The 26,149-nt window shown below is 44.7% G+C and carries 29 protein-coding genes; 9 read left to right on the forward strand and 20 right to left on the reverse strand.

Going from position 1 to position 26,149, the window contains the following annotated elements; genetic code table 11:
• Nucleotides 1–244: 244 nt before the first annotated feature.
• The 11 genes from DS742_RS01765 to DS742_RS29350 all read right to left on the reverse strand — a co-directional run bounded on the left by DS742_RS01765 (nucleotide 245) and on the right by DS742_RS29350 (nucleotide 9,703).
• Nucleotides 245–631 (reverse strand): Asp23/Gls24 family envelope stress response protein, encoded by a 387-nt coding sequence (locus DS742_RS01765; protein WP_097003041.1) that lies wholly within the window; start codon nucleotides 629–631, stop codon nucleotides 245–247.
• A 76-nt stretch (nucleotides 632–707) separates the two neighbouring features.
• On the reverse strand, nucleotides 708–1,586 hold the full coding sequence (locus DS742_RS01770; RefSeq protein WP_242996357.1) for a SpoIIIAH-like family protein: 879 nt from the start codon (nucleotides 1,584–1,586) through the stop codon (nucleotides 708–710).
• Between the two features lie 15 nt (nucleotides 1,587–1,601).
• Nucleotides 1,602–2,234: a SpoIIIAG-related protein gene (locus DS742_RS01775; protein WP_117415326.1), complete on the reverse strand. Its 633-nt coding sequence runs from the start codon at nucleotides 2,232–2,234 to the stop codon at nucleotides 1,602–1,604.
• Nucleotides 2,188–2,865, reverse strand: coding sequence for a stage III sporulation protein AF (locus DS742_RS01780; RefSeq protein WP_242996358.1), 678 nt, complete (start codon nucleotides 2,863–2,865; stop codon nucleotides 2,188–2,190). Before DS742_RS01780 ends, DS742_RS01775 begins: the two co-directional genes overlap by 47 nt.
• Before the next feature lie 5 nt (nucleotides 2,866–2,870).
• Nucleotides 2,871–4,046, reverse strand: a complete 1,176-nt coding sequence (locus DS742_RS01785) for a stage III sporulation protein AE (protein ID WP_117415328.1) — start codon at nucleotides 4,044–4,046, stop codon at nucleotides 2,871–2,873.
• Nucleotides 4,047–4,060: 14 nt separating this feature from the next.
• On the reverse strand, nucleotides 4,061–4,447 hold the full coding sequence (gene spoIIIAD, locus DS742_RS01790) for a stage III sporulation protein AD (protein ID WP_117415329.1): 387 nt from the start codon (nucleotides 4,445–4,447) through the stop codon (nucleotides 4,061–4,063).
• A gap of 8 nt (nucleotides 4,448–4,455) precedes the next feature.
• Nucleotides 4,456–4,650, reverse strand: coding sequence for a stage III sporulation protein AC (spoIIIAC, locus tag DS742_RS01795; protein WP_013273849.1), 195 nt, complete (start codon nucleotides 4,648–4,650; stop codon nucleotides 4,456–4,458).
• A 10-nt stretch (nucleotides 4,651–4,660) separates the two neighbouring features.
• Nucleotides 4,661–5,191, reverse strand: coding sequence for a stage III sporulation protein AB (locus tag DS742_RS01800; RefSeq protein WP_117415330.1), 531 nt, complete (start codon nucleotides 5,189–5,191; stop codon nucleotides 4,661–4,663).
• Nucleotides 5,184–6,191: a stage III sporulation protein AA gene (gene spoIIIAA, locus DS742_RS01805; protein ID WP_170313335.1), complete on the reverse strand. Its 1,008-nt coding sequence runs from the start codon at nucleotides 6,189–6,191 to the stop codon at nucleotides 5,184–5,186. The genes DS742_RS01800 and spoIIIAA overlap by 8 nt, the downstream gene beginning before the upstream one ends.
• Before the next feature lie 176 nt (nucleotides 6,192–6,367).
• On the reverse strand, nucleotides 6,368–8,395 hold the full coding sequence (locus DS742_RS01810) for a methyl-accepting chemotaxis protein (RefSeq protein ID WP_117415332.1): 2,028 nt from the start codon (nucleotides 8,393–8,395) through the stop codon (nucleotides 6,368–6,370).
• Between the two features lie 15 nt (nucleotides 8,396–8,410).
• Nucleotides 8,411–9,703 carry a hypothetical protein gene (locus tag DS742_RS29350; protein WP_242996359.1) on the reverse strand — a complete coding sequence of 431 codons (1,293 nt, stop codon included), beginning with the start codon at nucleotides 9,701–9,703 and terminating at the stop codon, nucleotides 8,411–8,413.
• Nucleotides 9,704–9,957: 254 nt separating this feature from the next.
• Here DS742_RS29350 and DS742_RS01820 point away from each other — a divergent pair, with 254 nt between their 5' ends.
• Nucleotides 9,958–10,356 carry a PaaI family thioesterase gene (locus DS742_RS01820; RefSeq protein ID WP_117415333.1) on the forward strand — a complete coding sequence of 133 codons (399 nt, stop codon included), beginning with the start codon at nucleotides 9,958–9,960 and terminating at the stop codon, nucleotides 10,354–10,356.
• Nucleotides 10,357–10,401: 45 nt separating this feature from the next.
• Here DS742_RS01820 and DS742_RS01825 read toward each other — a convergent pair whose 3' ends face one another.
• From DS742_RS01825 to DS742_RS01855, 7 genes are all read right to left on the reverse strand, one after another.
• Complete coding sequence (locus DS742_RS01825; protein ID WP_117415334.1) at nucleotides 10,402–10,938, reverse strand: C40 family peptidase; 537 nt, start codon at nucleotides 10,936–10,938, stop codon at nucleotides 10,402–10,404.
• Between the two features lie 20 nt (nucleotides 10,939–10,958).
• Complete coding sequence (locus DS742_RS01830) at nucleotides 10,959–11,495, reverse strand: DUF3877 family protein (protein WP_170313336.1); 537 nt, start codon at nucleotides 11,493–11,495, stop codon at nucleotides 10,959–10,961.
• A 31-nt stretch (nucleotides 11,496–11,526) separates the two neighbouring features.
• A complete protein-coding gene (locus tag DS742_RS01835) occupies nucleotides 11,527–12,462 on the reverse strand; it encodes a M14 family metallopeptidase (protein ID WP_117415336.1) in 936 nt (311 codons plus the stop codon).
• Nucleotides 12,459–13,397, reverse strand: coding sequence for a M14 family metallopeptidase (locus tag DS742_RS01840; protein ID WP_117415337.1), 939 nt, complete (start codon nucleotides 13,395–13,397; stop codon nucleotides 12,459–12,461). Before DS742_RS01840 ends, DS742_RS01835 begins: the two co-directional genes overlap by 4 nt.
• A 58-nt stretch (nucleotides 13,398–13,455) precedes the next feature.
• Complete coding sequence (locus DS742_RS01845) at nucleotides 13,456–14,070, reverse strand: DUF1062 domain-containing protein (RefSeq protein WP_170313337.1); 615 nt, start codon at nucleotides 14,068–14,070, stop codon at nucleotides 13,456–13,458.
• A 104-nt stretch (nucleotides 14,071–14,174) separates the two neighbouring features.
• On the reverse strand, nucleotides 14,175–14,465 hold the full coding sequence (locus DS742_RS01850) for a CD3324 family protein (RefSeq protein ID WP_117415339.1): 291 nt from the start codon (nucleotides 14,463–14,465) through the stop codon (nucleotides 14,175–14,177).
• Nucleotides 14,466–14,683: 218 nt separating this feature from the next.
• Nucleotides 14,684–15,346, reverse strand: coding sequence for a pentapeptide repeat-containing protein (locus tag DS742_RS01855; protein WP_117415340.1), 663 nt, complete (start codon nucleotides 15,344–15,346; stop codon nucleotides 14,684–14,686).
• Between the two features lie 223 nt (nucleotides 15,347–15,569).
• On the opposite strand from DS742_RS01855, the gene DS742_RS01860 reads away from it, so the two are divergent.
• The 8 genes from DS742_RS01860 to DS742_RS01895 all read left to right on the forward strand — a co-directional run bounded on the left by DS742_RS01860 (nucleotide 15,570) and on the right by DS742_RS01895 (nucleotide 24,636).
• Nucleotides 15,570–16,754, forward strand: a complete 1,185-nt coding sequence (locus DS742_RS01860) for an acyl-CoA dehydrogenase family protein (RefSeq protein WP_117415341.1) — start codon at nucleotides 15,570–15,572, stop codon at nucleotides 16,752–16,754.
• Nucleotides 16,755–16,826: 72 nt separating this feature from the next.
• Nucleotides 16,827–18,050 carry a CaiB/BaiF CoA transferase family protein gene (locus DS742_RS01865; protein ID WP_117415342.1) on the forward strand — a complete coding sequence of 408 codons (1,224 nt, stop codon included), beginning with the start codon at nucleotides 16,827–16,829 and terminating at the stop codon, nucleotides 18,048–18,050.
• Between the two features lie 28 nt (nucleotides 18,051–18,078).
• The gene (locus tag DS742_RS01870; protein ID WP_117415343.1) at nucleotides 18,079–19,221 is read left to right on the forward strand and encodes an acyl-CoA dehydrogenase family protein; all 1,143 of its coding nucleotides are present in this window, start codon (nucleotides 18,079–18,081) and stop codon (nucleotides 19,219–19,221) included.
• Nucleotides 19,222–19,235: 14 nt separating this feature from the next.
• Complete coding sequence (locus DS742_RS01875) at nucleotides 19,236–20,024, forward strand: electron transfer flavoprotein subunit beta/FixA family protein (RefSeq protein ID WP_117415344.1); 789 nt, start codon at nucleotides 19,236–19,238, stop codon at nucleotides 20,022–20,024.
• 16 nt (nucleotides 20,025–20,040) lie between these two features.
• Nucleotides 20,041–21,051: an electron transfer flavoprotein subunit alpha/FixB family protein gene (locus tag DS742_RS01880; RefSeq protein WP_117415345.1), complete on the forward strand. Its 1,011-nt coding sequence runs from the start codon at nucleotides 20,041–20,043 to the stop codon at nucleotides 21,049–21,051.
• 41 nt (nucleotides 21,052–21,092) lie between these two features.
• Nucleotides 21,093–22,727 (forward strand): medium-chain fatty-acid--CoA ligase, encoded by a 1,635-nt coding sequence (fadK, locus tag DS742_RS01885; RefSeq protein ID WP_117415346.1) that lies wholly within the window; start codon nucleotides 21,093–21,095, stop codon nucleotides 22,725–22,727.
• 6 nt (nucleotides 22,728–22,733) lie between these two features.
• On the forward strand, nucleotides 22,734–23,288 hold the full coding sequence (locus DS742_RS01890) for a hypothetical protein (RefSeq protein ID WP_117415347.1): 555 nt from the start codon (nucleotides 22,734–22,736) through the stop codon (nucleotides 23,286–23,288).
• A 49-nt stretch (nucleotides 23,289–23,337) separates the two neighbouring features.
• On the forward strand, nucleotides 23,338–24,636 hold the full coding sequence (locus DS742_RS01895) for a GntP family permease (protein WP_117415348.1): 1,299 nt from the start codon (nucleotides 23,338–23,340) through the stop codon (nucleotides 24,634–24,636).
• Nucleotides 24,637–24,944: 308 nt separating this feature from the next.
• Here the strand turns inward: DS742_RS01895 and DS742_RS28680 are convergent, their stop codons facing one another.
• On the reverse strand, nucleotides 24,945–25,103 hold the full coding sequence (locus DS742_RS28680; protein ID WP_170313338.1) for a Maf family protein: 159 nt from the start codon (nucleotides 25,101–25,103) through the stop codon (nucleotides 24,945–24,947).
• A 24-nt stretch (nucleotides 25,104–25,127) separates the two neighbouring features.
• Entirely contained in the window at nucleotides 25,128–26,012 is an 885-nt protein-coding gene (locus DS742_RS01900; protein WP_117415349.1) for a LysR family transcriptional regulator, read from the reverse strand.
• Between the last annotated feature and the right edge of the window lie 137 nt (nucleotides 26,013–26,149).

A 26,149-nucleotide genomic window follows, 5' to 3' on the forward strand; every position in this document is an offset into this window, starting at 1 on the left:
TTAGTCCGCCGCGTCAGATGAGTATAATAGACAGGAGCTAAACTATTCATATCCATTTTGGATACCTCCTATGTGATTTTTGTGGTTGGCAAACCCACAACTATTATAACATAGGAGGTTTTTTGCTTGAAGCTAAAGCTAGTTGGGGACACACCGGCATAGCCGGTGGTTTTATTGTACCGAGATACAAAAAAACAGCGGGGACGGACCGGATGACCGGTTCTCCCCGCTGCAAAATATGAATTTATTTGTTTTCCTCCAGTGCTACTCCGGCAATCCGGATGTTCACATCAAGAACAGAAAGACCAGTCATATTCTCAATGGCATTCTGCACCTTTTCCTGAACTTTTTCACTGACGGAAGGGATACTGTAACCATATTTTATGTTTAAGGACAAATCTACGGAAACGTGTTCCTCTGTCAGTTCCACCTTGACACCTTTGGATAAGTTTTTCATGCCCAGCTTCGCCACCAGTTCGTTGGTGATATTGCCTGCCATGGAATCCACTCCGTCTACTTCCGTTGCAGCAAGACCTGCGATGATAGCTACAACATCATCTGCGATCTGTACTTCACCGATTTTATCTTTTTCATATACTTTGTGAGTATTTCTGTTTTCCAATTCTGCCACTTCGATTCCCTCCTGTTTAGTATTTCTGGGTTCTGAAATCATTATAGCAAAATTGTCAACTGTTTGCAAAGGCTTTTTACTCCTCCAGTTTCATCAGAGTAATAACAATGCTCTCTGCTCCAACTTCTGTTTTTCTCTTTACGATATCTTCGATCTGGGCACGCTGGGGATCTGTAATGCTGGCTGCATTGATGACTACATCAACTTTTCCGTTTGAGATGCTGACAACCGGATTGGCAAAGCCTTTGGCAAGGAGAAGGGTCTCTGCGGCATTTTCCTTTTCGGCAATTGCTGTCATATCAATCATCTGCTGAATGGCCTGCTGTTTTGCGGCCTCTTCAATGTTCGGATTGTTGATTAAATTCATCAGGGTTTCTTTGTTTCTTGCCCTTACCTGTTCTCTGTTTAACTGCACGCTGGATATGTAATCTGCTACGTTCATTCCGCTGGTTAAAACAGCTTCTCCGGGATTATCAAGACCAGTATCAGCTGCCTGAGTCTCACCAGCTGCAAGGTTTGCTGCTGCCTGGGTCTCACCTGCTGCTGCCTGGGTCTCGCCAGCCGCAAGGCTTTCTGCTGTCTGGTTCTCTGCCGCTACCTTTGTATCTCCGGCTGCTGCATTATCCGCGCTGCCCGCAGATTCGGCTGCTGCCAGTTTGTCAATATCTTCGGCATCCTGATCCAGACTGGCGATATCCTTGCTGGAATCACTGCCATTTAATGCCTGGTTCTCTGCTAAAATGTCATCTTCGGAAATGTCAGTCGCTCCTGCTTCATAAACATCGGTTCCGGAGGCTGCTTCCTGCTTTCCGGCATAATTTAAATATCCGGCGGCAGCGATCATGACTGCCAGAGTTGTAATGATTATCTGGTTTCTTCGAAACAGTTTCTTCATATCCATTTTCTTTGGGGTTTTCGGGACATTGGGTTCATTGCTTGTTTTCCAACTTTTCATACCTGACACTCCTTTTTATTCCACCCTCTTTAATACTTTTATTTTATGTGGGGGCAGGTTAAATAATGCTTCCATGGCACTGGAAATTTCAGCTTTTACCGTAGGACTGCCTCCGCCCTGGGCACTGATGATAATTCCTTCTATTTCCGGACGTATTTCTTTCTCCACAATTGGAGCTGTATTCTCCCCCTGGCCGGTAAGAATGGTACTCTCCTTTAATTCCGCGCTTGTAATTTTTCTCGATCCTCCGGATGTATCATTTTCTTCGGTAGAAGAACTGGAATTGTCTTTATCCACTCTTAATACCTTTTCCTCAGAAGATTTTAATACAATCAGCACATCCACCTGACCGACTCCATCCACGGTTTTTAATATTTTCTTCACCCTGGCTTCCATCTCTTCTTCATAGGACCGCTGCGCCGAAACGGAAGCGGCAGCATCACCGTCTGCAGGCTGTGTTACAATCCCCTGCTGTAAAGTGGTCTGCTTCTTATCTTCTTTCTGTGCAGTTTTTTCCACTTTACTTGCAATTCCCGGACCGGACGGAAATGTAAGGATCAGGATTATCATTCCAACCGCCAGCAGGATCAGCCATTTATCCTTACCCATCTTCCATTTGAATTTCAATATCCTGTTCTTCCAAACCATAATATTCCGCAATCCTCCTTCTAAGACCAGAAAGACTGGAATTTTCTTTCTGCTCTTCTTTTTTTCCGTCTTCCGGTATTTTTTCGCCACTCTGATCCGATTCTTTTACTGTTATTTTAATATTTTTTACATCTTCAACCTTCTTAACAGGATCAATTTTGCTGCCAACAGAAGCTGCTTCCTCTGCCTCCATCTCTTCTTTTCCTGATGCAAGTACAAGAGAAACCTTTACCACATGGCCAAAACGGTCACTGGACTGGTCGCTGTTAATTTTTGCACTGGTTTTTTTACAGGAAAAACCTGCCGTCTCAGCCATTGTCTCCAAATCAGTTCCCACCGCTTTCTCGTAGCCGGAAATCATGCGTTCCAGCCTTGTTTCCTCCATCTTTGAAACTTTCCCTGTTAATTCACCTGCTTCTTTTTTCAGGCTGATGGCTTCAAAAGAATAAGCCAGTCTGTCATCCAGTCTTAAGCCTCCTGTAACCGGCTTTAACACAAGGAGAATGAGAACCATGCCGGCGAAAAATTTGATGTATTTTTCATATTTTTTATTTGGCAGCAGATTTTCTGCCACTGTTATAAAAATCAGATAATAAGTAATATTTCTGATCCACTCAAATAATTGATCCATGCCACTCACCCTGAATAATAGGTTACATTGGTAGAAGCACACACAAGCGCAATGGTAACGATAAATAAAATCATTCCGGATACAGCAACTGACAAAAGCATTTTATGTCCTTTTGCCATATCGGAAATACAGGAAATAATTCGTTTATCGCATACCGGCTGCAAAAGGGCTGCCACACATTGATAAAATAGCATTAAAATAACAAGCTTTATAATGGGAACAATGGTGAGAATCAGAAGAATCAGGATACCGGCAGCTCCAATTGTATTCTTAATCAGTACACCGGAACCTAATACCATTTGTGCTACAGAACTGACCCCCTGGCCGATTCCGGGGATCGCACCCACCAGTTTCTGAAACGCCCCTGTCTTTAACGAGTCCACATAAGGCAGCACCATGGACTGGATCATCTGAAAGCCGAGAACCACTCCGACTAAAGTCTTTAAACTCCAGGAAACCACCTGCTCCAACAGCTCTGTCAGCTTTGAGAGCATGTCTTCTTTTGCGATATGCCCTGCCATGACCAAAAGAGCGTACACCCGGATCACTGCCAATAGAACAGACCCTAAGAGCCACTGGGCTGCGGACAGAATGACCAGGGTAAACTCATAGGAGGCCACTGCCGTTGCACTGCTTCCTGCAAATGCTGCCGCAAGAAAATACGCAGGCATCAGCACTCTCATAAATCCAAGTATCTGTCCCACCACATCGCTGACAATGGTGATGCTGGTAAAAAAACTGGCCGCCAGATATGTAAACAATAATAAATAGGTAACAAAAAATCCCGTTTCTGAAATCTGGCTGCCTGTAAAGACGCTGGAAAAGTTAGAAAAAACTGCCCCAATGATGCCCAGCACAATAATCTGCCCCATCATATGCCCGCTGGTTTCTATTTCGCCCATCAGCATTTTCTTCAATGCGCTTCCAGTCTGGCTTAAGACTTCATTCAGCTTACCATCCATAAGACTTTTCATTAAATCCTGAAAGGAAAGATCAAGCCCCTGTTTTCCATTCCTCTGATCCAGAAATTTCTGAATGTCTGTCAAATCATACTGGCCAAGATCAAGCCCCTGGGTAACCTCTGTTTCCTGTTCTCCGGCCGGAACCTCAGCTCCCCAGGAAAGGCTGCAGGGGAGAAGAAAACACAGAATACTAAGAAGAAATAAAAACCTCCTTTTCATGGTCCTTCCTCCTGTCATGATAAAAATACCTGAAGTGTTTCAATCAGTGCCAGAAGAATTGGCATACTGACTGCCAGCACGGAAAGCTTTCCAAAAATTTCAATCTGGGTTCCTACTGCACCGTAGCCCGCATCTTTGCAGATTCCGGATGCAAACTCTGCTATGTAGGTAATTCCGATCATTTTTACCAGAGTGGCCAGATACACGCTGTTGATTTTTATATAGGACTGGATTTCTTTCATAGTATCAAGGATTGTGCTAAGCTTCCCCACTCCATAAAAAAAGATAAAAAACCCTGCCGCAAGGACCAGAAAGGTTCCGTATTCCCCCTTCATTCCTTTTAAGGAAACCGCCAGAAGCACTGCCACAATCCCCACAACAGCTATGGATACAACTGTCATATTCTCACCTACAATGCAAACAGATTTTTAATGGATTCAAACAGCTGATAGATGTAAGGTACCAGCCAGAACAGCACAAGGATGAGCCCTGCCAGGCTTGTTAAGAATGCCTGTTCTTCCCGTCCGCTGTGCTTTAATACCTGGCAGATGACGGAAACCAGGATTCCAACTGCTGCAATTTTAAATATCAAATTGACTCCCATGCTATCCTCCTTAATACATGACTATGCTCAGGAATAAACCGCCCATGATGCCAAGGCTTGTATAAAGCCTGCTTTTTTCCTGCTTATGATTTCTTAAATAACCGATTGTCAGATCCAGCTGCTCCAGATAAAGAAGGATTGTCCTCTCCTGCATTCCGGTATCTAAATATCCCAGATGCTCACCCAGCCCCTTTAAATTCTGCTTATCCTCACCGGAAAGGCACACCTCTTTGGAAAGCCCGTCGATTTCCTCCTGCCAGATACCGTAAAAGCTTTCTCCTCTTTGTCCCATTAAACGTTGTGATACCTTTAAAAACAAATCCCCCATCTGCCCCCCTGCTTTCCTGCCTGTCCGTTCAAAGGCTTCCGCCAGGGGAGAATTGGCGTAGACGATTTCTCCTTTTAAAAGAAAAATCATTTTTCTTAAATGCTCAACAGTTTTTAAGTGCTCATTCCATTGAGCCGCCATATAAAAACCAAGACCGGAGCAGGATAGTATTACAAGGGCTGCCCCTGTCACTCTCAACCATGTATTATCCATAAGCCCTGCTCTCCTGCCTGTCCGGCCGGACTCCGGTCACAATTTTATCTGCCTTATACATCTGCGTTCCCCTGGAATCAAAGATCTGGTCAATGTTTCCGATTTTACTGAAGTTGTTTAAGACAATATACCGTTCAAAAATCCGCTCTTCCAAAAGGGTCCGAAGTACCGGCTTCTGCCTTAAATCCTCTATGGAGCTGCCGTGTACCGTCGCAATCAGTTTGCATCCGCAGTTCATCACATACTCTATGGCATCTAAGTCCTCTCTGCTGCCCACCTCATCCACTGCGATTACTCTGGGGGACATGGTGCGGATTAACATCATCATTCCCTTTGCCTTGGGACAGCAGTCTAAGATATCGGTGCGGATTCCCAAATCATTCTGAGGTGCTCCCTGGTAACAGGCCCCGATCTCGGACCGTTCATCCACCACCCCAACATTCATGCCTTTAAATTCTCCTGAACCATCAGATATCTGCCGGATTAAATCTCTTAAAAGTGTGGTTTTTCCGCATCTGGGCGGGGAAATAATGAGTGTATGGCATACCTCACTGTGATTTTTATAAACAAAAGGCAGTATGGGGGAAGCGCATCCTTTCACCTGATGGGACAGACGGATATTAATAAATGATATGTATTTCATGGTTTTTATTCCGGACTCATCAAGAATTGTCTTGCCTGCGATTCCAATCCTGTGGCCTCCCTGTACAGTAAGGAAGCCCTGCTTAAGTTCTTCTTCAAAAGCATACAAAGAGTAATTGCTCATGTACTCCATGGTTTCCTTCAATTCGTTTTTTGAGACAATATATGCATCTTCCAGTTTCTTGCTGATATCCCCGGATCCGGTTAAATAATACTCTTCGTTTTTGTACACCAGCATAAGAGGGGCGGCCACACGGAGCCTTATTTCCTGGACTTCGTCAAAACTTAAGGCCACCTGGTTTAAGATTTCTCTTATGTTTCTGGAAAACAGATTGATCAGCTCGTCTTTTCTCTCCACTCTCATCCCTCCTCTTACCTCAATATATGAAAAGTGGGACAAATTATGACTTAAAAAAAGTACTGTCTCCGACTGTTGCCAGCGTCGTGACAGTACTTCTTTTTGTTTATGAAAATATTTTTCTGGACCGCATCAGCGGAAAGGGGGTGCAGAATGGATAAAAAGATACAAAAACCCTAAATTTCTCTCAGTTTAAAAGTCTCCACCGCCTGTTTGAGTGACTGGGCAAGAGAATCCAGTTCCTCACTGGATGCAGAGCTTTCCTCGGCTGTAGCGGCGTTATTCTGCACAACTGTAGACACCTGGGATAATCCCTGGTTAATTTCCTCCATTTCCTGCACCTGCTCTTTTGATGCCAGGGCGATTTCCTGAATAATGTCGTCTATCAGACCTGCTTTTTCTTCCACCACCTTTAGAATTTCCGCAGACTGGTCAGCCAGTTTTCCTCCCTCTGAAATCGTAGTAACGGAATAACCGATCAAATCTGCGGTCTGCTTGGCAGCCTCTGCGGATTTTGCCGCTAAATTACGTACTTCATCAGCCACTACTGCAAATCCCTTACCTGCTTCTCCTGCCCGAGCTGATTCCACGGCAGCGTTTAAAGCCAGGATGTTGGTTTGAAATGCAATATCCTCAATTACCTTTGTAATATTTTTGATCTTCTCTGACGCCGCACCGATCTCTTTCATGGAGCGGTCCAGCTGACCCATACATTCATTTCCTTCTCTGACCCCTGATACAGCTTCCTTTACAAATCTGGCCGCATTCTCAACCCGTTTAGCATTTTCCTCTGCCTGACCGGATACATTTGAAATAGAAGCATTTAATTCTTCCACAGTAGCCGCCTGCTCAGCAGCCCCTGTTGCAAGGGACTGGGAAGCGCCGGATATCTGCCTTGAGCCTTCCGCCACCTGATCAGAAGATACACGGATATTTCCTAAAACCGAATTCAGATTAAGAATAATTCCTCTTAAGGAATCCTTTATCTGGACAAAATCTCCCTTGTAATCCTGGTTTACGCTGACCGTACAGTCCCCTTTTTCCAGACTGGAGAGTATGACCGAAATTTCATTAATATAGCTGTTTAATGTGAAAACTGTACCTGTAAATGATTTGGAAAGTGTCTCAAGTTCATTGCCTGTATTGAACTGGGGAACTGGAGAATGAAGATCTCCTTCTTCCAGAAGCCGGATCCTGTTAACCAGATTTAAAACAGGTTCAACGATGGGTTTTGCAATACGGAAGGCAATGACAAATGACAGGATGACCATAATCAGAGTGATCACCATGGTATTAAAAATGGAGGAGCGAAAGCTTGACATCATCTCTGATTCCTTTGTCACCACACCGATGGACCAGCCGTCTGTGCCCTTTATTGGAGTATAGCCTGTGGTCATATTTACTCCTTTGAAATTCACGGTCTGGATTCCTGTCTTTCCTGCTATCATATCTTTCATCTCATCGGATGTTCCCTGGTAGTTCTTATCTGTTTTTGCCATTTCAATGTAGTTTGTCTGATCTTTCACCCGGTCTCTGTTTTTGTGGGCGATAATTTTTCCCTCTTTATCAATAATAAATCCGTAACCGGATTTGCCGACCGCTACACCATCAATCATTGTGCTGAAGGTATCAGAATCCAGAGTTGCAATGACGATTCCGTTATAATTTCCGCTCTTTACCTTCGCAGATACAACCAGTACGGTTTTGCCGGTTACTTTGCTCACAATTGTTGATGAAATATATGTATTTCCTCCAATGGACTGCTTAAAATACTCCCGTTCGCTTGCATCCCCTCCGTCGCTGGTTTTCCCGTCGGCACCTGCAATGGAAAGTGTTGCAAATCCGTTGTCTTTTGCAATCCGGGCCAGTAACTGGGTTCTCTGATCCGAACTTAAGGATGGATCTGTAATCTCCGGATTCTGTGCAATAAATTCAATTCTCGCTCTGTAGAGATTAATGTAATTTTCCACTGACTGACTATAGGCAGTGGCACATTCCGTCAGACGAAGCTTTATATTAGCCTTGGCATCCCGGTAAAACATCATGCCGTTCATCAATCCGTAGATGGCTGATATGGAAACTGCCATACCGATGATTCCAAAAAGAAGCCTTCTCTTAATTGACTTGTTTTTCATTGTATTTTTAATTTTTCCACCGATTGAACTCTTTTGTTTCAATGTTTTCCTGTTCTCTTTTTCCATCATATTGCCCCTTCTTCTTTATTCTTTTGAGTATTCTCCATCCCTCCATCCAATCAGTACATTGATCACAGTGGGAATGATGAGTGTAAATAAATTAATATAGGATACCAGCGTAAGCCCTTTGGAAACAAGGCTGGTAAGCCCGACCTGTGATACCCCCCAGGTCAATATAATATAGAACAATGTAAGTAAAGCCCCTCTTTTGTTTCTCTTTAAATTAGCAGTTTCCGGGTCTTCTCCTGTTTTTTTCTGATACCAGTTGAGCACGCGGTCATTAAAGCCCTGGGCGTAATTGATGGCTGTGGAAATTGTGGCAAAAAATATGGAAATGGTAATGAGCGTCAGTAAAACCGCTTTCATCTGCTCACCGCCAAAGCCGTTTTTCACCACCAAAATGGTATACACCGCTTTTCCTGCTTTCCAGCCTTCCAGCACTTCTGAATAATTGGAAGCTAAATTGACCACTGTCATCTCAAGAAAAATCCAGTTTAAAATGACAGAAAGAACCACTGCCCAGCGCAGAGTGCTTTTATTCTTAAAAATCTGTGCATGATTTACATAAGCCCCAAAGCCGCCAAGATTCTGACCGGAAAATATATAAGCCCAGCAAAGGGCAGTCAGAAGATAGCTCAAAAAGCTTCCGGCTCCTGATGCGATTGACTTATTTAAGGAATCTCCCATCACTCCCAGTTCTCTTGTCAATCTGCCGCCGTTCAAGTTATAGAAAAGATTGGGAACATGAATTGCCAGTAAAGTAACAAAAATAACTGCACTCATGAAAACCGCGTTTTTCCTGACCAGACCTGCCCCCTTCATGCAGAGGAGAAACATGATGATACCAACGGCAAAGGTTGTAAGCAGATAAGGCATTCCGGACAGTTCTGCCAGCGCAGATCCGGAAGAGGAATAGGCAAGAGCCATGCAAACGATCAACAGCCAGTTAAAATTAAACTCGTACACAATCTGCATTGGTTTTGCAAGCCTGCCTCCAAAGAAGCGGGAACCGTATTTTTTCAGAAACTCCCCATAGTCAAAGGCCTTGAAATCCATTGCAAATTTCATAAAGAAATAGATGATGAAGCAGTTGATTGCCGCTACCACAAGCGGCATAAACAGACAGAAATAAGACTGTGTTACTTTAGGAAGCATTCCGTAAAACCCCGTATTCATAAAAAAATAGGACCAGGGTGTGGAACCGGCGGCAAATCCTCCCCCGCACTGGGAACTGAATGCAATGGAAACAAATACAATTACCGTTTTCCAGTCTACCGCACTGGATTGATTTCTATAAACTGCTTTTCCGGTGCTCATGATACCATCCTCCTCTTCATTATGACGACCCAGTGTCTCTTTCATCCCAAAAGTCGATCTATGTCGTTTTTTTAACAATATAGTCATATTATAAGTCATGTATGAAATAACATCCAATCGATCAATCCTATGTGTAAAAGCTGATTGATAGTTTTTAACCATATGTTTATTTACTGCTTGTATCCTGCCGGAAAAGTATGATATATTGCAGAAAGTACGAACAACATTCCCAGTTTAAGAAGGAGGAAGACCAAATGCGGGAAGAAATTATGGAAGGAATCAGGCGTCACATCCTCCCTTTAAGCGGCGTGGAGAATGCAAGTCTTTTAGAAGTATGGCCCGGACACTCAAAAATTTCCATAGACATTACAGAAAGTGCACTGAATCTGTATGGAAATCTCCATGGAGGCTTTATCTTTACACTCTGTGACATCACATCGGGTATGGCTGCTTATGCTTACGAGTACGCCAATGTCACACAGCATGGAAACATCGATTTTTTAAAGGGAATCAGCTCCGGTCTGATATTTGTAGAGTCCAATGCCATTCATAAGGGAAGCCGTTCTGTGGTAAACAGAGTGGAGGTCACTTCCTCGGAAGGTACGCTTCTGGCCGCGGGTACCTTTACCATGTACCTGCTTTCTGCTCTTTAAGCAAAAAAAAACGTATGAGGCTGTTATCCTCAATACGTTTTTTCTCTACTGGTTTAAAATTCTTCTCACCGACTGAACCGGCTGGAAATCCACATTGGATATCTTAATACCATCTTCCGGACCGCTGGCATGAATCAGCTGGCCATTGCCGATATAAATCCCGATGTGTCCTGTATATGTAATAAGGTCTCCTGGTCTGGCATTTTCAATACCGCCTGCATCCACTCCTGCTGCTGCCTGATCCTGTGAGGTTCTTGGAAGATTAATTCCGAAATTTTTATAAACGCTCTGTACAAAACCGGAGCAGTCCGCTCCTTCTGTCAGGCTTGTCCCTCCGTACCGGTAGGGATTTCCTAAAAATTGTTTTGCATATGACACTACCTGATCCGCTGCAGCAGACGGACCGGCTGAAGCAGGTCCGTTCATTCCGGCTCCCGGACCGTTAACAGTATTTATAACAAGAGGCTCTACCAGAGGAATTCCCCCGTTTGTCAAAGCAGTGTCAGCCTTTGCCGGAAAGCTGGCCAAACCTGCCATCATAAGTCCTGTGAATAAAACCGTAATCAATGTTTTCTTATGCATGGTTTACTTCTCCTGTGGTTTTATAATCCCATATCTTTCACGTCTTCTGACAGAAATCTGTGGTATGTCCCATGGTTTTCATGGAATTTAATAAAATATCGGTAAGAATCAATGGCGGAATCTTTAAAATACAGAATGAAATCACATTCTTCCCCGTCACAGCTTTCACAGACATAGTCACCGTCTGAATACCTGGAAAACACGTTTTTAATGTCTTCCAGCTGTACACCAGGCTTTTCAATCGTCTCAATAAATTCTCTCAAAAATCCGTTTTCTTCTATCTGTTCACTGACGTATTGTACGCCTTTTGGAGGAATCAGAAAACAGAACCGCTCCTGGCTTCTGGTAATTTTAATTTCTCCCAGCCGGTCTTTTACATACGCCTTAAATTCCTTCAGTGCTGTTTTTATTTCGTCTTCCGAATCCCCTGCTTTGAGGATTCTAAGCAGTGCTTTTTCCGGATAATAAAAACGAATGGCTTCCTTTTCATATCCCAGTTTCATCTGTACTTCCTTAATTGAATTAATGAGCATCCGCTCCAGAGCAGCATACTGCATGTCCGCTCTCCTTTCCATGCGTTACGGCACATTATTCATGAAGCCGCCGTATAATTTTAAAGATAATACCCCCTTCGGTAACGAATGGCTGGGAATGGGAAAAAAATACGATTCCTTCTGTGGGTGCAAGAATCTGGCTTATAATCTCTCCCTCATAAGGGTCCAGGATATCTGCCAGAATCTCCCCCCTGCTCACTTCCTCGCCCGGCTTTACGTGGGGGCGGTAAATACCGGCACAGTCTGTCCTTACACTGGATAAATCGCTTTCATGAAGAACCGTGGCAATATAGCCGCTGTGACTGGTGTAGCGCACCATTCCCATACGGGTTAAAAACCGCAGTACAGAAGCTACCGCCATACGGGCAGAGGGTTCGTCAATCTGATCCGTTCCGCTGGTATAGATGGAGAATGCACTGGTATTCTTTAACTGCCAGTTATAATTCAGTGTCGCCTTATCAAATGGCTTGGCATCCCGGACCACCACATAGGGAAGTCCAAAGAGATTAGCCAGACTTGGATTCTGATATCCGGTATCCATCATACGCACATGGGGTACGAAATTGCCGGGTATATAAAAGCTGGTAAACTGGATTCCATAGCTGTATTCTTTCACTGCATCAAAAATCCCCGCCGCAATTCGTTTGGTGGTTTCTCCGCTTCCGTCACCGGGATACATACGGTTGATGTCCGAATCGTCCGTCGGCCAGAACCGTTTTCCAACATTAAAGGAAGCTGTATTCACAGTAGGGATGACCATAATCTCGTTTCCTTTAATTATGGCTCCCCGCTCTTCCAGTTCCTTTAGCTGTCTGATTAACTGGGAACAGATATAGAGCTGCTGTACCTCATTGCCTCTGCATGCACCTACAATACACGCCGACTTTTCCCCTTTGCCGAAATGATAGCCATACAGATTCATATCGTCCCTGTAAAGATTCTTCAGTGTGAAAATGGTCTCTTTCCTCATACCTGTTCCCCTCCCAGCACCCGCGCAAGCAGTGATCCTGCCGATACCACCGGATATTCCCTGAGAGTAAATACCAGTCCGTCTATGGGGGAAACCACTTCTTCCAGAATCGTTCCGGTCAGTGGATTTAATATCTGTCCAATGGGCTGGTTCTCCCTTACCGTACCAAGATGCTCCACCAGAGGCATAAATATACCCGGACTTTCCGCATGCAGAAGTCCAAGATCCCGGTTAAAGGAAATCATGGGCTCTTTGGGGACGATGGTTTCACCGGTCCAGATTCCCAGCTCCTTCATCAGGCAGAGAAGCCCTTCTGTCAGCTGCTTTCCATAGCTTTTTGTGATCCGCATTCCCACTCCCATTTCAACCACAAAGGTAGGAACTCCAATGCTGTTTAAACCATGGGACAGGGTGGAATCCAGCACTACGGCATTCTCATAAACCCAGACCAGATCCACATTCATCAGCTTTGCATATCCAATGAGCTTCTCTGCATAGGCCTCACTCATACGGACCTGTGGTATCTCTCTTAAAAAGATGTTACTGGCATGTAAATCCACACAAAAATCAGAACCGGAAATATCAGACATGATCTCAGAAGCTATGTGTTCCGAAACAGCTCCCTCCTCATCACCTGGAAATATACGGTTCATATCAATGTCATACCCGGGCAGGCCTCTGGTAATCGAATCAATTCCAAGTGGGTTAAGCGCCGGATAAATATCCACAATTCCTTTTAAAAACTCCCTGTTTTCCCTAAGAATGCGGTTAATTTCATAACATACAAACTGGCCTTCCAGCTCGTCCCCATGAACTCCGGTGACAATACTGATCCGCTTTTCTTTACCGGTCACTGTCTCAGGCTCTAATCTGTTTTTATATATGTTCCAGCTTTCTCCTACAGGCAAACCTACGGATGCAACTGTTTTTATCATATTTTTCATCACCCTTGTTCTTATACTTTATTACATTATAAGAATAAATCAGCATGATTCAAACGTCAAGCAATTCCTGCCTGATGGCTTCCTCCTTTTTTATCTGAATGAACATCCCATCCACCACTTTTGCCCCCGGCGAAAGAACCTCCTGTCCGGATATCACCAGACCCCCATCAAACCATTTTTTAATCTGGCTCCTGGATACTTTAAGCTCTCCTGCAAGCAGTGCATCTGCCCTCAGCTTAAGCCCGGACGGATTTTTTATCTGTATCTCCATATATGCAGTCTCATCAACCGGTTCGACTGTTCCTGTCTCAAGAATATGATACCCGGTTTTTATTTCCGCAATTTCCGCTTTGTTTTTTATAAACAGTTCCCTGTCACTTCCATAGCCGGCTGCCAGCCGGGGGCTGTTGCTTAAAAATCCTTCATACTCCGTTTTATTTATGTTCTCTTTATTTGCCCGCTCAATAATGGTCATATTCCAGGAAGTATCACAATGACTGCAGCGGTAAATCAGCCATACATCAAGCAGTTTTCCATTGGCGTTCACCCTGAATTTTCCGCTGTTTTGAAATTCCGTTTTTTCTTTGCATTTTGGGCACCTTCTTATGACAGCGGGCAGCTGGTCGGGAACAATCAGCCACAGCTTCCGTAAATTACGATTCATATCTTCCTCCATGTTGTTGTCTTTACGGATAACTCTACTATGAACCGTGCCGCCTTCCCACCTCACTTTCGTTTATGAAATAAAAAAAAGGCAGCGCATCATTGTTATGACACACCGCCTGTATCCTTTTTCTTTTCCTGGAGTACGATCCTTTGAATACTCTTCTCTGACAGGTAATAACGCTCTGCCAGAATCCTTACACAAAATCCGGATACATAATCTTTGTAAATGGAACGGTCCCGGCGTTTCCGCTCTTCTCTGGCTCCGGTCCCTTCACCCCAGGTTCTTTTGTTTTCCTGTTTTCTGGGGATATAGACATACTCCCCGTCAATATAATTCTGAATCAGTTCCACCAGCTCTTCTGGCAGAATTTCATTGGCCTTCTGATAGCGCATCGCTGCCTCCCAAACATATTTTCTGTCCGGAATAGCAAAGGCTGTACAATTACTTATAGTTTCACTGCATAACCCGTGCTATGCAGTCTTTGAGGGTTCCATCATAAAATAACCCGCCTCCTTTTCAACACTCGTTTACCCGCCGTATCGTTTCCATTCTAGCACAGGTTTCCGAAAAAAAATACCTCATATTTGTTACAGATATAAAAATGATCACGTCATTCGCTTTTTACAACCACCCCTAAATACCTTGCCAGTTCAGCCGCCTGGAACAAATCCACAACTGCCCCCTTTAATTCTCTGCACTCATCAGACAGCACAATTCCGTGTATGGTGCAGCTGGTAAAATCCATTCCCTTCAGCATGGTCTTAAAGAAGCTGGCATTATCCAGATTCACCTGCGTCCACAAAATTTCCTTCATGCGGCACTGGGTTAGAAATCCCCCATCCAGCTGCGAGCCCGAGAAATGAATATGCTCCATCTTCGATCCGTCAAAATTGGCATAGCGGAAATTACAGTCGGAAATTCTGGTATGCAGCATGGTACTGCCGCAAAACCGGGTGCCCACTCCTTTGGAAAAGCTGAATTCCGTCCGGTTAAAATAGCAGTCCTCCAGACCGCAGTTGGAAAAATCACAGGAGCGGAAAATAACATCGGTAAATTCCCCTTTTTCAAAGGAACAATCCTGAAACAAACAGTTTTCAAAGATCACAGCGGAAAACTGCATGCGTGAAATATCCTCCCCGCTCATACGGACGTTTTGTATCACTGCATCTCTGAGTTCTTCTTCATTCTCTTTTTTTCTGTATAATTCCGCTTCATCTGTAAGGATTAATACCTCTTCCCCTGAAAGAATCGGCGCAAGCAGCTTCTCTTTCATCTAACCATACCCCTTTTTTCCTGTTCTGCCTTTTATTATGCCATACAGCTTCTGTCCGGACAACCAAAATAAACCAAAGCTTTAAAATTTATGCATAGGCACCGGCTATCAATGAAGGAAAAAAGGCCGAACAGAGCCGATTGGATTTTTACAGATGCAACGCTTATAATAAAAACAGCAAGATTGTTAAAAAAATATTTATTAATACCAGGAGGAAGGAACTATGAGTAAATTATCCAAGGAAGAATTTCAGGCCTATTTAATGCAGATCCGAAAGCTGGCGGAAGGACCGTTAGAAGAGATCCAGAAGGAAGTCGAGGTTACCAATAAATTCCCGAAAGAATTTTACGATCTGTCAATAAAAAATGATTTATACCGCTGCGCTCTTCCGGTTGAATACGGCGGCTACGGTCTGTCCGAGCTTGAGATCTTACAGGTACAGGAAGAATTCTCCAGAGGACCGGGCGGAATGAGAATGCATCTCCACTATGCAATGGACTTAAACTGGAGAATCCTTGATGATTACGGCAGCAGGGAACTGAAAGACGAATACATGAACAAGTTCCAGGATAAATCCGTATTTACCTGTTTTGCACTGACTGAGGCAACCGGCGGAACCGGAGCCGATTTACATACCATGGCGGTAAAAGACGGCGATTCCTATGTATTAAACGGAGAGAAAACTTTAATCTCCCATACAGACTGCTGTGAATTCGCTTATGTAATCGCAGTTACCAATCCTGATTCCAAAAAGGATGACAGACTTTCCGCATTCTTTGTTCCGATGGATGCTCCCGGATTTGAAGTAATCAACATGCCTCATATGATGGGCTGCCGCGGAGCCGGACACGGGGAACTGAAATTTACAAACTGTAAGATTGACAAGAAGTATTTATTAGGAAAAGAAGGCCAGGGCCTTGAAATTGCCATGCATTCCTTATCTGTATCCCGTGCCCATATCGCAGCGAGCAACTTAGGTATGGCTCAGAGAATGCTGGAACTTTCCTTACAGTATGCAAATGACCGTGTAACCTTCGGAAAACCAATCGGAACCCGTCAGGCAATCCGCTGCAAAATTGCTGATATGTCCATGATGGTTCATGCACTGCGCTGTATGGTTTACGATTTTGCAAAATCCTATGAAGAGAATCCAACCGGCGAGTACATTGAAGAGAAAGCAGCAATGTGCAAGCTGTACAGCATTGATACCACCAGAAAGGTCAGCGACGAGATGTTAGAGATCTTCGGCGGAGTCGGATACTTTGAAGACTGCAAGTACGGTCCTGTAGAACGCCTCTACCGTGACTGCCGCGCAATGTGGCTGGAAGAAGGCGCTCCTACCGTTCAGCGCATCACCATTTCCAGAAATACCATCAAGCATGGCGCAAAAATGGAATACATCATCTAACAGGAATTCACCTTGGGGTCATCGGTTCCGTATGGGCCTGATGACCCCGGGTTTTTGTAAAGGAGGATCAGCATGAAACCTTTAGAGGGAGTAAAAGTTGTAGATTTAACCACATATCTTGCAGCCCCTACCACAGTCCGCGTTCTCGGGGAATGGGGCGCCGACTGCATCAAGATCGAGTCCGCCAAGGGTGATCCTGCAAGAACACAGGGCGCAGTATTTAATATGCCCTATGAAGACGATGAAAACCTGGCATTTGATGTTGCCAACATGAACAAACGCTTTATCACCCTGGATTTAAAATCCAAAAAAGGTCTGGAAATCGCATACAAACTGATTGGAGAAGCAGATGTCTTTGTCACCAATACCAGAACCAAATCCTTAACAAAGCTGGGACTTGACTATGACACGTTAAGTGAACGTTTTCCAAAGCTGGTCTTTGCACAGGTCTTAGGTTATGGGGAAAACGGTCCGGAGAAGGATTCTGCCGGATTTGATGTTACCTGCTACATGGCCAGAGGCGGTGTATTTGGAACTACCGTAAACAAAGGCGATGCTCCCATGATCCCCACCAACGGCTTTGGCGACTTCCAGGTTTCCTTAGGCCTTGCATCGGGAATCTGTGCTGCTCTTTATGCACGGGAAAAATCAGGAAAAGGCGATAAAATCACAGTCTCCCTCCATCATGCTGCAGTTTACGCACTGAGCACTGGAGTGATTTCCGCCCAGTACGGCAACCAGTATCCAAAAAGCAGGAAGGAAGTTCCCAATCCATTTAATAACGTATACCGCACCAGCGACCAGAAATGGGTGGTAATCTGCTGTCCGGAGTATGACAGAGACTATGAAAAGATCATGACACTGTTAGGAAGAACGGACATGGTGGGAAATTCCCGCTACATGAGGTGCGCCGAGGTAAATGCCGGACATTTAAACCATGAGGTCATTGATATTCTTGATGAAGCAATCGGCAAACTCACAAGAAAAGATTTAATGAGCATGTTTAAAGCCAATGACTTAGCCTGCGAGGCTGCCTATGAGCCTCTTGATATGTACGAAGATGAACAGGTCTGGGCCAATCACATCATAGCAAAGATCCCATATCCATCCGGTGAACGCTACCTTCCCACAAACCCGGTAAACTTTGGTTCTGCCGGAGAACCGGAATATCGGATTGGCGGCTCCCAGGGTGCCCATACGATTGAGATCCTGGAACACCTGGGATACAGCCAGGGTGAAATCGGTGAGATTCTTGCCTCCGGCGCAGCCACCGGGGAAACAAAGCTGAAAAAATAACCACGATAGAATGGAAAGGTGAGATGACATGAGTTTACTATACACCGAAGAACAAAAAGAGCTTCTTGCTCTCGTAAAAGAGATGGCTGAAAACGAAATCAAGCCTTACGTAAAAGAAGCAGATGAGAAGGGCGAGTGTCCGAGAGAACTCTTTCAATGGGGTTTTGATATGGGACTTCACATGCTGGAAATTCCGGAGGAATACGGCGGAACCGGCTTAAGCTATGAAACCACTGCCATGATATTTGAAGAGCTGGCAAAGGTAGATGCAGGCTATGCCATTACCTTTGTAACTACCTTCGTTGCCTTAAGAAACGTAATTCTTGCAGGAACTAAGGAGCAGGGACAGTATTTTGCAGATAAAATCAGACCCGGATCATTTGCAGGGTTTGCCTTAACCGAGCCAAATGCAGGTTCTGACCCGGCTGCCATGCGTTCCACCGCAGTCTTAGATGGGGATGAATACATCTTAAACGGAACAAAAACCTTCATTACAAACGGAGCGCTCTCCGATGTATTTGTAGGATTTTTCAAAACCAGCCCGGCTGCCGGACACAAGGGAATTTCCGCCTTTATTATCGATGCTGATACACCTGGCGTTACTGTCGGTGCTCATGAAAATAAAATGGGGCTTCGGCTTTCCAATACCACTGACTTAATCTTCGAAAATGTGCGGGTAAAAGCTTCCGCTATGGTTGGCCCGGAAGGCTCCGGCTTTAAGCTGGCTTTAAATGCGCTGAACTTATCCCGTGCATTTGTGGCAACTCTGGCAGTGGGAATTATGCAGAGAGCCCTTGATGAATCCGTAAAATACGCCAAAGAACGAAAACAGTTCGGAACTCCTTTAATTAAGTTTCAGATGGTTCAGGCCCTGCTTGCGGATATGGCAATCAAGGTTGAGGCCTCCAGATGCCTGGTTAATAACACCATGCGCATGATGGACCAGGGAATCATGGTTCAGAAAGAAGGCTCCATCTGCAAAACCTTTGTCTCCGACTGTGCACAGGAGGTCACCTCCAATGCAGTGCAGATCTTCGGCGGATACGGATACAGCAAGGAATATCCGGTAGAAAAGCTGATGAGAGACTGCAAGGTATTCCAGATCTTTGAAGGCGCCAACCAGATCCAGCGTATGACCATTGCAAACGTTCTGGATAAGGAATACAGATAGGAGGACATAACAGGATGAATATTGTTGTTTGCATCAAGCAGGTTCCGGATACAACAGAGATTAAAATCGATCCGGTAAAAAACACCCTGATTCGTACAGGTGTACCAAGCATCATGAATCCATTTGACAAAAATGCCTTAGAAACAGGGCTTTCCTTAAAGGACCGCTACGGCGGAAAAGTGACCGTTATCTCCATGGGACCGCCTCAGGCAAAGGCTGTGTTAAGAGAGGCTCTTTCCATGGGAGCTGATGAGGCTTATCTGGTGACTGACCGTGCATTCGGCGGTTCTGATACCTATGCCACCAGCTATATCCTGTCACAGGCCATTAAAAAGCTTGGTGACTTCGATGTAATTCTTGGCGGAAAGCAGGCCATTGACGGTGATACAGGACAGACGGCTCCCAGTATCGCAGAACACCTTGGCGCTGCAAGGCTTACTTATATTCTGGATTTAGAGGCAGAAGGGGATAAGGTAACTGCCAGACGGCAGGTGGAGGAAGGCATTGAAGTGATTGAGGCACACTTTCCCATTCTTTGTACTGCAACAAAGGAAAGCAACAAACCCAGATATGCGACCATAAAGAGAAAAATCGCCTCTTTAAAAGCAGAGATTCCGGAGATCACTCTGACTGACTTACCAGATGCGGATGTGTCAAAAATGGGACTCAAAGGCTCTCCCACCAAGGTAAAAGCCACTTTCACACCAAAACGGACCGCCTGCGGCGTGACCATAGAGGGAAATACTCCCGGTGAAATTGCTAACGCACTGATCGGCAAGCTGGCCGACGGGAAAATACTGTAAAAGGAGGCCGAAGAAAATGAGTTTTGAGACATGGAAGGATGTTTGGGTATTTGTAGAATGTTTTAAAGATCAGCCCAAAAGTGTGGGACTGGAACTTTTAGGCCAGGGCAGAAAGCTGGCAGAAGGTTTAAAACAGGATCTCTGCGCTGTGGTAATCGGAAAAGATACGAAAGAAGCCGTGAAAGCTGCCGGAGAATATGGTGCGGATAAAATTTATGTGGTTGAGGGAGAGGAATATGAAGATTACTCTGCCGATGCCTATGGAAATGTATTTTTAAAACTGTGTGAACTGTATCATCCCAATACGATCTTAGTTGGCGCGACGGTAAATGGCAGGGACTTGGGATCCAAAATCGCCGTAAGCCTGCGCACCGGTCTGACTGCAGACTGTACCGCCCTCAGCGTTGATGAGGAAACCGGCAATGTTGTCTGGGAGCGGCCTGCTTTCGGCGGCAATTTATATGCACAGATTCTTTGCAGTGAAACCAGACCCCAGATGGGCACCTGCAGACCGGGTGCATTTAAGAAACCGGAAAAAAATCCGGATAACGAACCGGTTGTGATCCGCAGGGAAATCCGGACCCCGGACGAAGAAATACGGACGAAGGTAATTGACTTTATCAAAGCCTGTGATGACAATGACATCCGTCTTGATGAAGCTGAAATCATCGTTTCCGGCGGCCGCGGAATGAAATCTGCCGAAAACTTTGTCCTGTTAAAGGAGCTGGCCGATGTGCTTAACGGTACGGTAGGCTGCTCCCGCGCTGCGGTTGATGCAGGCTGGATGCCGCAGACCAAGCAGGTTGGGCAGACGGGTGCAACCGTTTCCCCGAAAATTTATTTTGCCTGCGGTATTTCAGGAGCAGTGCAGCATGTAGCCGGAATGAGTGAATCAGGAACCATCATTGCCATTAACAAAGATGAAACCGCTCCGATTTTCGAGGTTGCGGACTATTGCATCGTGGGCGATTTATTTGAAGTGGTTCCTGCTCTGGTCAAAGAGCTGAAGGCGAGGCAGCAGGGATAACCGGATCATACCTCTGCTCTTCATTTCCAAGGAGAAGGGTTATGCTTGAAGAAATAAAAATAAATCCTGATTTAAAACTTCAGTATTTGAGTAACGGATACTGGTCGGACCGGACACTTACGGACTGCTTTCATGAGTCAGTTAAAAAATATCCGGACCGGGAATATGTCGTTGATGACCGTGGAAACCGGTATACATACAGGCAGATGGATGAGGCCGCTTCCAAAGTGGCGGCCTTTCTCCGTTCCCAGGGAATCGGCCCCGGTGATGTGGTTTCCTATCAGATCCCCATCTGGAGCGAATTCGCAGTGATCACCATCGCCTGCTTTAAGGCAGGTGCCGCCGCCCACCCGATTGCCATGTCATACGAGGAAAAGGAACTGGTCCGCTGTTTGAATTTAACGCAGTCGAAGGCTTACTTCGCTCCCACTTACTTTCACAAAACCGATTATGAGGAGCTGATTCTATCGGCACTGCCCCATATTAACAGCCTTCGCGCAGTGGTTTTGCTGGATCAGATGAGGGAGAAAAAAAGCAGCTGCTATACCTGGAAGGAAATTCTTCATGACTATAAGCCGTTAAGGAAAGAGGATTGTTTTAAGCAGACAGGGCAGGATATTGCCGCCATTCTTGGAACATCCGGCACTACCTGCGGCTCCAAGGGCGTGATTTTAACTCACGACAACATCCGTTACAGTGAGGAAACCTTTAACCGGGAGCTGGGACTTACAATGGAAGATATCATGTTTATGCCTGCTCCCCTAAACCATGCAACAGGCTTTCATCATGGTATTATCGCTCCCATGCTTACCGGTGCAAAGGTAGTTTTGCAGCAGAAATACTGCTGCCGGGAGGCCATTGACTTAATGAACCGGGAGGCCTGTACCTATTCCATGGGCGCCACTCCTTTTATCTATGATATTTTAAGGGATTTAGAGACCAACGGAGGTGCCATCCCCTCTCTTAAATTCTATTTATGCGGTGGCGCTCCTGTTCCGGGCTATATGGTACAGAAGGCCTGGGATTACGGAATTCTTCTATGCGAGGTGTATGGCTCTACGGAAAGCGTTCCTCATGTTTTCGTCAGACCCGGTGATGCTTTAAAACTGAACGGAACCACTTCGGGAAAACCGCTTGCGGGAATTGAAATCCGGGTGGTGGACGAAAACGGTGCGGACGTTCCTTTTGGAACTGCCGGAGAAGAACTGTCAAGAGGCCCCAATGTATTTGTGGGATATTTAAAAAACCGCGGGATTACAGATGAAGTTCTTGACGATGACGGCTGGTTTCACAGCGGAGATCTCTGCGTTATGGATGAGGATGGGAACATCCGGATTATCGGACGAAAGAAAGATATGATCGTCCGGGGCGGAGAAAATTTAAATTCCAATGAAATCAACGACAATTTAGAGGGCTGTCCCGGCATTCTGGATCATACGGTCATCGGTATGCCTGACGAACGTCTGGGGGAACGGATCTGCGCTTTTGTGGTTCCCGCAGAGGGTTTTGAAAGCTTATCCCTGTCTGATGTGATCGAATATTTAAAGGAGCAGCGCATATCCAAACGCTTCTGGCCGGAACGTCTGGAATTAATTGACCGGATCCCCCATACAGGAAGCGGAAAGGTAAAAAAATATATGCTGCGGGAAGAGCTGTTAAAACGGATGAAGGGGTGACTGGCTATGACTCAACAAACATTCGGACCAAGAAGATGCCGTGATACAAGAAAACCTCCTGCAAACCAGTGTCCGGAGGTATCCTTTTACCGATGCGAAACGTGTGGCGGACTGTTTCCCGCCACCGGCACACCAACCCTCAGTGAAATGGAAATCGTATGCTGTGGTTCAAAAGCGGTCCATTTAATACCGGAATCACCGGATCTGGTAAAAGAAAAGATACACTTTAGCTATCGAATCACCGGCGGCTACAATGACAACGCCGTGGAGGTATTCTGGGAAGCTCTAAAACCGGAATATATGCCGGAATGGATGTATTTAAAAACATTTACCGGAGGTTATTTAAAATATATACCCAGGGCAAAGCGTCCTCCTCTTGTTTTTTCCCTGGCAGACACCGATGCCTTTGCCTACTGCGATGAAGACCCATGCCTGGAATGCGTCTTCCGCTGTAAACGTGGATTTGTAATCTATTCCTATTCCAGGGAAACAGGGCTGACAGCGATTCCGCTTGACAAAATGACGGCGCAGTGGCAGTCCGGTGCAAAAGAGAAAGCTTAATCCAGAGTTTTCATGACTGACAGACTATTTAAATATTGGAGGGAACATTATGTTAGCTACGATTGGTCTTATTATTGCCATTGCACTTTTAGTCGTAATGATTATCAAAGGCATCGATATGATAACAGCGACGGTGGTCACAGCAGCTATTATTCTGGTCACCAGCGGACTGGATCTTAAGGAAGGGTTTCTGACCACATTTTCCGGCGGTGCCGGCGGCTTTGTGGCCTCCTGGTTTCTGATCCTGGGACTTGGCGGAGTCTTTGGCCAGCTGGTTTTAGAAACAGGTCTTGCAACAAAAATCGCCCAGACACTGACAAAGAAGCTTGGAACAAAAATGGTAGGTCTTGTAATCCTGATCTGTACCTTTTTCATCACTCTGCTTGGTATCAACGGTTATATTATGGTATTTGTCCTTTATCCCATTGCCGATAACCTTTTATATGAAAATAAAATGGACCGGCGGGTGCTTCCCTTCCTTCTTTTAGGCGGCGGTGCCTCTGCCAACGGATTTGCCTATTCCTTAGATATCTGCAATGTACTGCCAAGCAAATATTTAAATACCTCCCTCGGATCAGCGCCCCTGCTTTCCTTTGTATTTACTGCGATCCTTGCCGTTTCTTATTTCTTATATTTTAATTACGCACAAAAGCAGAGTATGAAAAATAATACTCCGGAACAGCTTCTGGCCATGTATAAGACACAGCAGACGTCTGTCTCTGAAGAAGAGCTTCCCGGAATCTTCATTTCCGTTCTTCCTTTTGTTCTGGTTTTAGGCTGTGTCGTTGCTACCTCAGGCTGGGGAACTTCCCCAAGTATTATGTTCTCTCTGGTAATTGGTATCCTGTTAATTATCTGCACTCAGTTAAAACGGATTAAGAACATGAAAACCTCCATCAAGACTGGAAGCAGCTCCGGTTTAAACTCCATGCTTACGGTTGCTGCTGTTATGGGACTTTCCAAGGTTCTTGGCGCTTCCCCTGCATTCCAGCAGCTTCAGCAGGCAGTGCTTGCCATGAATATGCCCGCATATCTGAAAGCATTTTTTGGCACAACGGTACTTACCGGACTTACCGGTTCCGCAATCTCAGGAGAAACCATCTTTATGGAGAGCTTTGGAAAAGCATTTGTTGATATGGGAGTAAATGTTGCTGCTCTCCACCGCATTGTAACAGAATCCGCCCTGATCTTAAATAAACTGCCCAACTCCTCGGTTGCAATCCTTACCATGTCCATCTGCGGATGCAGCTTAAAAGAAAGCTACAAACATATTATTTTAGGTACCATGATTCCGGCTTTTATTGGTGGACTGGTAATTGCACTTATGGCGACGGCAGGTATTGTATAACTGCTGGAAGCCTGATGGCTTATAGACAGGGAAACAGCGGTATGCTCTTGTGGAGTACACCGCTGTTTTATTCTATTAATTTGATTTTATTTAAAAACTCTAAAAGCTGTCTTCTACCGCGACTGTGTCAAGTTCATAGGAGTTTCATATCTAAGATAAATTTCCTTTGGTTGTAGCATTCTACACATTTTATTAACAATTTTTATATTCTTGGCTCTAGGTATTTTTCTTAAAACCAAGGCTCCAAATTTCATCCCCAGGTTCCCAACAATAGAATCATATAAGTAATTTATAATAGCAGTCGCTTTTTAATAAGCGTTTTCTAATGGCGATGAACCTGTTTCCGTTACTTTCGGTATCACAATGACCAAATCTTTTAACCCGACTATCTCTAAGTTAAATCCTGACAACCGTTTCTGCATAGCTGATAATTTGGCAGGATTTCCGGTTCCATATATCAATTTCATATTTACTCCATTCCGCCTGTCTGTTTATGGAAGATTCATTTCATGTGCCACAATAAAATCTGCAAACGCTTCCACGGACGAGGAAACAAAATTCTTTCTGCTGAATGTCATATAAATCAGACGGGTATCCCTTGGAACATCAGTAAGAGGGATGAGTACCAGGTTATCAAATTGTTTTAAAAAGGGAGTACGGGCAACGATAGCTGCCAGATTTGTCTCAGAAATCACACCTCCGATAGAAATTTCATCATCATAAGAAAACGTTGCCTCCACCTCATGCTGCTGCAAAAGATTTCGAACTACCTTTCCAATGGGTATGCAATCACGATATGTAGTAAGATTGTAATTCTTTAATTCGCTTAAACACAATTCTTTTCTTCCCGCCAGCGGATGGGCGTCGTTAACAATCAAAACCAGCTCCTGCGCCATGATGGGAACAAATAAAAGATCCGGCTCCTCTTCCACCATAGAACAAAAACCTAAGTCATATTTTCCAGCCGCCACTCCATGAGCCACCTCAATAGACATCCCCTGGAATATATTAAATTTGGCCTGAGGATTTTTTTTCATGTAGTTTTGAATTGCAGTCGGAAGAAAATCACCTAATAAAGTGGGAATACAGCCTACATCAATGGTGCCTCCAAGCTGCCCGGAATGCATCTTCATCGTGGCAATTCCACGTTCCAGTTCGTTTAGTGCCTGGGATACATGGATATAAAATTCTTCACCATATTTTGTGAGTATTACATTGCGTCCCTTTTTCTGAAATAACGATATTCCAAGCTCACTTTCCAGTGAAGCAATCGAGTCACTTAATGAGGGCTGAGCGATGTAAAGTTCTTTTGCTGCTTTCGTATAATGCTGTAATTCTGCTAATTTTATGAAATAATATAACTGCGGCAAGTTCATGCAGAATCCCCCTATTTTTGTTTAAAATTTAACAGTTTTATATATGTATATTATACAAAAAACGACAAGATTTGACAACTGTTTGTGTGAATAATATTCAGTATTTTTACACTTATTAAATAATAAACGCTTACCAG

Source organism: Lacrimispora amygdalina (genome assembly GCF_003432035.1).
In the GTDB taxonomy this organism is placed as follows: domain Bacteria; phylum Bacillota; class Clostridia; order Lachnospirales; family Lachnospiraceae; genus Lacrimispora; species Lacrimispora amygdalina.